The sequence below is a fragment of the Sphingomonas sp. GC_Shp_5 genome, from assembly GCF_026540855.1.
Classification (GTDB): domain Bacteria; phylum Pseudomonadota; class Alphaproteobacteria; order Sphingomonadales; family Sphingomonadaceae; genus Sphingomonas.
The window spans coordinates 65,346-73,941 of record NZ_JALNUP010000019.1 but is presented as its reverse complement, the minus strand read 5'-3'; the positions used below and the strand labels follow the sequence as shown (position 1 = coordinate 73,941).

General features: G+C 66.3%; 9 protein-coding genes. 4 read left to right on the top strand and 5 right to left on the bottom strand.

The features are described from left to right. Positions 1-707 (bottom strand): SDR family oxidoreductase (locus OXR60_RS14850; RefSeq protein WP_267396712.1); only part of this gene is annotated, 707 nt, incomplete at its 3' end. A gap of 82 nt (positions 708-789) precedes the next feature. Between OXR60_RS14850 and OXR60_RS14845 the strand changes: the two genes are divergently transcribed. The 3 genes from OXR60_RS14845 to OXR60_RS14835 all read left to right on the top strand — a co-directional run bounded on the left by OXR60_RS14845 (position 790) and on the right by OXR60_RS14835 (position 3,998). Further along, positions 790-1,167 (top strand): helix-turn-helix domain-containing protein, encoded by a 378-nt coding sequence (locus tag OXR60_RS14845; protein WP_267396711.1) that lies wholly within the window; start codon positions 790-792, stop codon positions 1,165-1,167. Positions 1,168-1,269: 102 nt separating this feature from the next. Beyond that, the gene (locus OXR60_RS14840) at positions 1,270-3,078 is read left to right on the top strand and encodes a GGDEF domain-containing protein (RefSeq protein ID WP_267396710.1); all 1,809 of its coding nucleotides are present in this window, start codon (positions 1,270-1,272) and stop codon (positions 3,076-3,078) included. Positions 3,079-3,398: 320 nt separating this feature from the next. Next, positions 3,399-3,998, top strand: a complete 600-nt coding sequence (locus OXR60_RS14835; protein ID WP_267396709.1) for a hypothetical protein — start codon at positions 3,399-3,401, stop codon at positions 3,996-3,998. A gap of 66 nt (positions 3,999-4,064) precedes the next feature. Here the strand turns inward: OXR60_RS14835 and OXR60_RS14830 are convergent, their stop codons facing one another. Both OXR60_RS14830 and OXR60_RS14825 read right to left on the bottom strand, forming a co-directional pair. Next, positions 4,065-4,871, bottom strand: coding sequence for a metallophosphoesterase family protein (locus OXR60_RS14830; protein WP_267396708.1), 807 nt, complete (start codon positions 4,869-4,871; stop codon positions 4,065-4,067). Next, positions 4,871-5,590: a hypothetical protein gene (locus tag OXR60_RS14825; protein ID WP_267396707.1), complete on the bottom strand. Its 720-nt coding sequence runs from the start codon at positions 5,588-5,590 to the stop codon at positions 4,871-4,873. Before OXR60_RS14825 ends, OXR60_RS14830 begins: the two co-directional genes overlap by 1 nt. Positions 5,591-5,850: 260 nt before the next feature. Here OXR60_RS14825 and OXR60_RS20035 point away from each other — a divergent pair, with 260 nt between their 5' ends. After that, positions 5,851-7,281 carry a PAS domain-containing methyl-accepting chemotaxis protein gene (locus OXR60_RS20035; RefSeq protein WP_346015433.1) on the top strand — a complete coding sequence of 477 codons (1,431 nt, stop codon included), beginning with the start codon at positions 5,851-5,853 and terminating at the stop codon, positions 7,279-7,281. A 30-nt stretch (positions 7,282-7,311) separates the two neighbouring features. Here the strand turns inward: OXR60_RS20035 and OXR60_RS14810 are convergent, their stop codons facing one another. Continuing rightward, complete coding sequence (locus OXR60_RS14810) at positions 7,312-7,845, bottom strand: hypothetical protein (protein WP_267396706.1); 534 nt, start codon at positions 7,843-7,845, stop codon at positions 7,312-7,314. A 135-nt stretch (positions 7,846-7,980) separates the two neighbouring features. Beyond that, the gene (locus OXR60_RS14805) at positions 7,981-8,514 is read right to left on the bottom strand and encodes a hypothetical protein (RefSeq protein ID WP_267396705.1); all 534 of its coding nucleotides are present in this window, start codon (positions 8,512-8,514) and stop codon (positions 7,981-7,983) included. Positions 8,515-8,596: the final 82 nt, after the last annotated feature.

The following is an 8,596-nucleotide window of genomic DNA, read 5'->3' as shown; positions in this document are numbered from 1 at the left end:
AAGACCTCGCTGCCGGTCATGTAGCTGCTGTCGTCGGACGCCAGGAAGGCGGCGGCGCCTGCGGTCTCGGCCGGTTCGCCGAGCCGCCCGATCGGTGTCGATGCGCCCAGCGCCTCGAACGCCTCCTCGCCGACCACGTCGAGCGCGAGATCGGTGCGCGTCGGCCCGGGCGACAAGACGTTGACGCGAATGCCGGTGCCGCGCAGATCCTGCGCCCAGCTGCGCGCGAAGTTGCGGATCGCCGCCTTGCTGGCGCTGTAGACGCTGAACTGCGGCGTCCCCATCACTCCCGTGGTGGAACCGGTGAGGATGATCGAGCCGCCGGCCGACATCAGCGGCAGGCCCTGCTGCACGGTGAAGAGAACACCCTTCACGTTGACGTCGAAGGTCTGGTCGTAATGGTCGGCGGTGATGGCGCCGAGCGCGGCGAACGCCCCGGTGCCGGCGTTGGCGAACAGAATGTCGAGCCCGCCCCGCTCGGCGCGCACCGCGGCGTACAGGCGATCGAGATCCGCAATATCGGTCACCGATCCGCGCACCGCCCGCGCATTCTCGCCCAGCGCCGCCAATGCGTCATCCAGCACGTCCTGCCGCCGCCCGAAGATATAGACGAAGGCGCCTTCCTCGATGAACCGCTTGGCCGCGCCGAGACCAATGCCGCTGCCGCCACCCGTCACCACCGCGGTCTTGCCGTTGAGTCTGTTCATGTCATGTCTCCGTTCAAGGTCAGGCACAGCTGGCGGCTTGCAAACCTATCGACAAGTATGCACCTTTTGGTAAGTACCCCTGATGAACGCTGAACCATCGCCGCCGATCGGCTTTTCGTGCGGGCTCGACGCCACGCTGCGCATCATCGCCGGCAAATGGAAACCGCTGATCGTCTATTTCCTGGCGCAGGCGCCCAGCCGCTACGGAGAGCTCCGGCGCGCGGTGCGTGGCGTCAGCGACAAGATGCTGATCCAGCATCTCAAGGAGCTGGAGGCGGATGGCATCGTCAGCCGCACCGATCACAAGGAGGTGCCGCCGCGCGTCGATTACACGCTGACGCCGCTCGGCCTCAGTCTGGCGGAGGCCCTGACGCCACTGTGCGCCTGGGGGGCGGACAACATGGCGGAAGTCGCCCGGGTCTTCGCCGAACGCGCCACCTGGAACAACGGATCGGGCTGATACCGTGACGCATGGCACCGGCTTGGCATCAAGCGCGCCGTTGTTGCGGCTAGCCAATTCGCGTTAACCGCCTGATATCCCTCCATCTGTTAAGCGCTCGCCATGCGGTTGGCGACGATCACCAATTGGGCTTACGGGGCGACCGTCGCGCTGACCCTCGCGGCCGGGACGACGATGCTGCTGGCGGCATCGGCCGAACAGAACGAACGTGCCGCCGTCGCCCGGCGTTATGCGCTCGATCGGGCCACCGCGACGGTCGAGGACGAGGTGGTCGCGTCGAGCGAGGCCGCCCGCCAGTTCGTCATCAGCGGCGATGCCGCCGATCTGCTGAACTACCAGCGCGGGATCGCGACGCTGCGCCCGGTTGAAGCGCGGACCCTGCACATCCAGGATGCCGGCGCCTCGCCCGACGAACTGCGCAGCCTGCAGCAAGCGCTACGCTGGGCGGACGCGCTGCAGGCGCAGCAGCGACAGGCGGTGGAGGCTCACCGCAGCGGCGACGAGACCAGCGCGCGGCGCATCCTGTTCGCCCCCGAATATGAACGCGAGCTCGATCGCTCGCGCGCCGCCGTGGAGCGCTTCCAATATCGGCTCGACCAGCGGACGCAGGACGAGCTGCGCGCCGCCGAGCGCACCGCCAGGCTGTGGCGCACGACGTCCGAGATCATGCTCGGCGCCACCGGCCTCTTGTTCCTTTTCGTGCTGTTCTTCGTGTTCCGGCGGCGCGTGCTGCATCCGGTGGTCAAGCTCAGCGACGTGGTGAGCCGCCTCGCCGCGCAGGATTACGATGCCGAACCCTATGTCTACGATCAGGTCGACGAGATCGGCGACATGGCGCAGGCGCTGCGCGTCTTCCGCGAAAACGGCATCGAGCGCCAGCGGCTCGAACGCGAGCGCGACGCCGACCGGCTGATCCGCGATCTCCTCTCGCGCATGACGCAGCGGCTGCAGAGCTGCGACACTGTGGCCGAGCTTACCCAGGTGGTGCGCGGCTTCGCGCCCCAGGTGATGCCGCACCTCGCCGGCCGGCTGTACCTGCTCGATCATAGCCGCAACGTGATGGTCGAGGGCTGCTCCTGGCTCGAACCGGTGCATTCAGCCGCTGAGTTCACGCCGCTAGCCTGCTGGGGATTGCGCCGAGGCTCGCCGCATCGCCCCTCGCCCGAAAGCTTCGACGTGCCGTGCGGTCATGTCTGCGCACCGAGCGCCGCCGAGAGCCTCTGCCTGCCGCTCACCGGGCAGCATGGATCGCTGGGCCTGCTCTATTTCGAGGGGCGGGTGACCGGCACCGGCGGTGAACCGAACGATCATTACCTCCAGATGCTCGCCGAGAACATCGGGCTGGCGCTCGACAATCTGCGCCTGCGTGACGCGCTTCGCGCGCTGGCGATGGCAGACCCGCTGACCACGCTCGCCAATCGGCGACAGCTTGACGAGGTGCTGACCCGCGAACTGGCGGATGCCGAGCAGCTCGGCACATCGGTGTGTTGTGCGATGATCGATGTCGATCGCTTCAAGCACTTCAACGACGAGCACGGCCATGAGGCGGGTGACGAAGTGCTGCGCATGGTCGGCAAGACCCTCAAGGATGCCGTTCGCGATGCCAATCTGGTGTTCCGCTACGGGGGCGAGGAGTTTTTGATGCTGCTCCCCGGCATGGAAGCCGAGGCCGGCGTAGCGCGGGCCGAGGAACTGAGAAAGGCGATCGCCGACCTTCGCGTCCAGCACGAGGGCAAGGACCTCGGGCCGGTGACAGTGTCGATCGGCTTCGCCTGCGCGCCGCTCCACACCGATTGGCAAACCCTGGTGCAGACCGCCGATGCGGCGCTGCTGCGGGCCAAGCGCGCAGGGCGCAATCGGGTTATCACCGCGGTGACGCGCGCGAGCAAACGGGCGACCGGCAGCCGATAAGTCGTTTCGTTGCCGCGCCGCCATGGACGAATGCAGCATCGCGGCTGGCAGCGCATAGCATGAACTTAGATGATTCGCTCTGCTGCGCACTGATCACACCCGACAAACTATATCATATGTTATCAACATTGCCTTCTACTTGGCCCGTCTATTGAACAACTTAGCAATATAGTATAGGGATATTACTGCGTCGGATTGGCATAGATGTAAGTATTAGAGTGGTAGCGTCGAGGAGCGTTTTGGATATGTTGCCAGGTCACGTTCTGTTGGATCACCACGGCGCCATCGTACAGGCTGATGATGGGTTTGGCGCCTTGCTGATGACACCGGCGGCACGGCTGCGCGGGTGCGACGTGCTCTCCATCACCGCCCCTGCCGATCGCGAGGAATGTTGCGAGGCTATTGCTGCGTTGAAGGCGACCGGCAAGCCGTTCGACATCGTCAAGCGCTTCATCCGCCAGGACGATACGGTGCTGTGGGTGCGCAACTCGGTGTCGCGAATGCTGGTCCAGCACCAGGATCTGATCGTCGCGACCTGCACCCCGGTGCTCGAACCGATCGCCCGCCACGCGCCGGGCGATCTCCTTCATACCGCGCAGGTGCAGGTACAGATGGTGGAAGCGCAGAGCAGCATCTGCCATCCTTTCCCGCTCGCGGGGCCGAGCTGGCCTGCGCTGCTCCAGGTGTACATCGCCGAAGCCGAGGGGCGGATCATGGATATCGACATGCTCGCGGTCAGCCTTGGCCAGAGCCGCACATTGATCAACCGGTACGTCACCGCGCTGGTCGGCTCGGGGGTGCTCGAGGTGGAAACGCGCAGCCTCGATCCCGATGTCGCCAAGGCCTATCGCCTCACCACGGGTGCAGTGCACCGGCTGGAGGATTACCTCCTCAAATTCGCCGCGCCCGTCACGCGCTGAACCGGCGCTGCCGGCCCATGTCGACGGTTCCGCCCGCCTGAAGCGCCTGCCCCGCGTCGGGCGCCCTCACTCGCCCGCGCCTTGGGCCACGGTAGCGGCCGAGCGTACCGCGATCGTCGCGACTTTGCCGTCCTGGATACGGATGGCAGTCAGCACCCCGGTCGCATAGGCACCGGTGTCGATGCCGATGCGATGCGGCAAAAGGGCCGGCTGATCCGTGGTCCACGTATGGCCATGGACGACGATACGATCATACCCCTCGGTGACGCCGAGGAACTCCTCCCGGATCCACAACAGGTCCGCCTCCGACTGGTCGCTCAATGGCTTGCCGGCGCGCAGCCCGGCATGAACGAACACGAAATCGCCGATCGAGAGCATCAGCTTGAGATCGTTGAGAAAGGTCAGATGCGCGACCGGCAACCGCTCGAGCAGATCGTCGCGCGCCTCGACGTGGCGGGCCACATCATCGTCCGCCGCCGGTGGATTTACGCCATAGGAGCGCAAGGTTTCCGCCCCGCCGAATCGCATCCAATCGCGATGCTCGCCGGGATCTGTGATATACCCCAGCATCACTTGCTCGTGATTGCCCTTGAGGAAGTGGACGTCATAGGGGGCATGGCGCCTCAACCAGCATAGAGCGTCCAAGACGCGTGCCGAGTCCGGGCCACGATCGACATAATCCCCGCAGAAGATGAGGATCGGCCTCAGATCCTCGGTGACGGAGGTCGCGTCATGCTCGATCCTGCCGAGCAGATCCTGCAGCAGCGCGTAGCAGCCATGAACGTCGCCGACGGCATAGACCAGCTGCCCATCGACGCTGCCATAAGGGTGGCGTGGCGATGTGGCGGCGGCGGGTTCCGGCGAGGCCGGCATCAGTCGTTCCCGCCGTTTACGCGCCGGTCGTCGAGCAGGTCGAGCAGGTCGAGGCGAAGGTTGTGGTAGCCGGCGAGCGCTTCGTCCGGGTGGCTGTTCGCCTTATGCTGCACCGACGCCCATTGCCCGCGCAGGCGGCCGAGAGCGCGGCTGTCGACACCGGCCCGGCGCGCCTGGTCGTACAAGCGGGTAAGCTCGCGATTGGCCGCGAGGACGCGCGGGCGCAGGCACCAGGCGCGCGCGTTGGCGCCGTCTTCGCCGCACCGCGCCGGGCGTTCCGCCTCCCGGCGCAATCGCTCGGGTCGATCGGCCTTGGTGGGGTTGCGGGCGCGGCGCGGTTCGCTTGAGGCGGCCCGGGCGTGGGTCTCGTCGGTTGCCACCGAGGCTGCCGTGCGATGTTCGAGATTGCCCGGGCCCAGGGCAGCAACCACCGGTGCATTCGTAGCTGAACTGTCCGCGTGGGTCGTGGTGGTACTCGCCTTGCGCTGCCTAGCCGGTGTCACGACCGGCGCGCGCCCGGGCTTCGTCGTCGGCGGTGACGATCCGTACCCCAGCAACAGCGCTGTCGCCACTATGCCCATCGCCGCGACGACGATCCCTGCAAGCAGGATCCACCGCCAGGACGACCGGCCATCGCGCGAGGGGATGACCGCAACCGCGGTCCCCTTGGCGGGACGGCTGCGACGATCGCCAAAGATCGCGCCGAGATCGCGCGCCACGCTCTCCTGCCGCGAAGCGGGTGTAGCGCCGCTAACTGTGCCTGGATACTCCGTCATGCTCGCTGGGTCGCAGGCTCGCTTTGGGTGGGTGGGATGTTGGTGCGGTTCGGCCAAGCCTATCGAGGGTAGGAGATGAACATGACGCTAACCGCTGCGGATCGCCCGCATCTTGCCAGCATCTGCACCGAACGCGGCATGGCGGCCTTGCTCATGGCCGTTCCCTCACCAAGCCGTTAACCTTTACCGGCTAGCCAGCGGCGATGGGCGAGTGGCAAGCGATGAGCATCGGCGGAATGGCGCGCAGCGAGGCGGCGTGGACGGCCCTGTGCCTGTCGCAGGCAGTGATCGAATTCGATACCACCGGCACGATCCGCTGGGCCAATGACGTGTTCCTCGATCTGATGGGCTATGAGCTGAGCGAGGTGGTGGGGCAGCAGCATCGCCTGTTCTGCGCGGACGAGCTGGTTGGATCGCCGGCCTATGCCGCTTTCTGGGAAAGGCTCGGTACCGGCCAGCATCATGCCGGGGAATATGCCCGGCGAGCCCGCAATGGCGACACCGTCTATCTCCAGGCGACCTACAACCCGGTACTGGATGCCGCCGGACGGCCCGAGCGCATCCTCAAGATCGCCACCGATGTAACCGAGCAGCGCCGCCAACGCGCCGAGCTGGAGGCGATCAACACGGCCATGGATCGCTCCCAGGCCGTGGTCGAGTTCGCGCTCGATGGCACGGTGCTGACCGCCAACGACAATTTCCTCGAGGCGTTCGGCTACGGGCTGGACGAGATCGTCGGCCGGCACCACCGGCTGTTCTGCGATCCCGCGCATGCCCGCTCGGCGGATTATGACGCCTTCTGGCGCAAGCTCGGCACCGGCAGCTTCGATGCCGGCGTCTATCGCCGGGTCGCCAAGGATGGGCGGGACGTGTGGCTGCAGGCGACGTACAACCCGATCCTCGACCCCGACGGACGACCGCTCAAGATCGTCAAGTTCGCGATGGATATCAACGAGAACAAGGAGCGCGCGGCCGAGGATGAGGGTCGAAAGAATGCCATCGACCTGTCGCAGGCGGTGGTGGAGTTCGACCTGAACGGCCACATTCTGGACGCGAACGCCAATTTCCTCACGGCGTTGGGGTATCAGCGTGGCGAGTTGGTGGGACGGCATCACAGTTCGCTCTGCGAACCATCCGAAGCGTCCTCCGCCGCTTATAAGGATTTCTGGCGGCGTCTTGGCCGCGGCGAATTCGACGCCGGGCGCTACCGGCGGGTCGGCCGCGACGGCCAGGAGGTGTGGATCCAGGCCACCTACAATCCGATCCTGGATGCCGAGGGAAGACCGCGCAAGATCGTCAAGATCGCCGCCGACATCTCCCGCCAGGTCGCGCTGGAACGCGAGGTGCAGCAGCGACTGGAGGAGGGCCGGCATTTTCAGGCCGAACTGGAGCATGGCAACCAGCGGCTGAAAGCCACGATGGACGAATTGACCCAGATCGTCGCCAGCGTCGGCGCAATCGCCAAGCAGACCAATCTGCTCGCGCTCAACGCCACCATCGAGGCCGCGCGTGCCGGTGAGGCCGGCCGGGGCTTTGCCGTGGTCGCGGGCGAAGTGAAGAAGCTCGCCGGCGAGACGCGGATCGCGACCGATCGGGCCACGCAGATGATGCAGCGGTCGCACATGCAATCGTGAAGATCGGCGCGCCGGCTGATCGCGGCGTGCTTATCTGAACGCCAGCCAGCCAAGCACCGCGAGGATCCCCAGCGCATACCAGCCACCCTGGGCGCGCATCAGATAGGCGACGCCGAGCACTCCGGTCGCCGCCAACGCGCCGCCCACCACGTCGCGGGGCGCGATCCGATCCAGCACCACCAACCCGCCGATCAGATTGGCCGCTGCATTGCCGGCGATCCACAGATAGGACGGCATCGCCCCGATCGAACCCCACAGCGGCAGCTTGATGGTGGCGAAGCCGCGCATGGTGTTCGGGAACATGTCCGCCGCCAGATGACAGCCGATCCCGAAGCCCAGCCCCGCCGCCACCGGCCAGGTACGCCGATCGAGCAGCGCCACCACCAATGGCAGAATGCTGTGGACCAAGGCGCTGCGGTGACCAAGCCGCAGCGGCGTATCGAGATCAGGTAGCCTCGTGCCCGCCGCCGCCGCCAGCACCACCGTGGCGATCAGGATCCACGGTCCATTCCCTCCAACAAACGCCAACACCACCGCGAAAAGTAGAAACAAGGATGCCGCCATCGGCGCGCGTTAACCATATGTACCCGTTATGTCCAACGGGATAGCTCGTGGATTGGTGCGACAAGCCTATGAGAATAAGCGCGATTCTGCCGTTCGGCCGGGGCAGGCAGCGGCAAGCCCGGGCAGCGTCACGGCTTAAGGGATCGAGATCGGTCCGGCGGCCTGATGAGGAAATTGCGCCAGCACGGCATCGGCCAGCGTTTTGGCGACGATATCGGTGGCGCCCGCCGCCGTGCCGGTCACCCGTGCCGTGACGGCGCTGCCGGACCAGACGGGTTGGGCGTCGCTCCGCCGGGTGATGGTGACCTTGAGCTCGGTCACGACCAGATCGCTGAGGCGGCCGCCGCCTGCCGGCATGCTGAGGCTGACGCCACCGGTCAGGGTGGCGAGCGGCGGCGGCGCCGGCCGCGACCCGGCGGTGACGACCCCGCTCGATTTCTGCGTCACCGCGATCGTCGCGGCATAAAGGCCGTGCCCCTGTCCGGGAAGCGGGGTGAAGCGGGCGTTGAGCATTGCCTGCCGCACGGCATCATCGAATGCGGCCGGCAGCGCGGCCCCGGTCGCCGATGCGATGGTGATCGTACCGGGCACCGGCACCGCATTCGACGCAGCGATGCTGGTGTCCTGGGCCATCGTCGCGACGGCCGCAGCACCGATCAGAATGAGCATGAGGCGATGGTCCCTTGGCAGATTGCGTCACGAGGCGAGAGTACGACAGCATCGGATCACGCCAAGCAGCGCCATCCGTGCC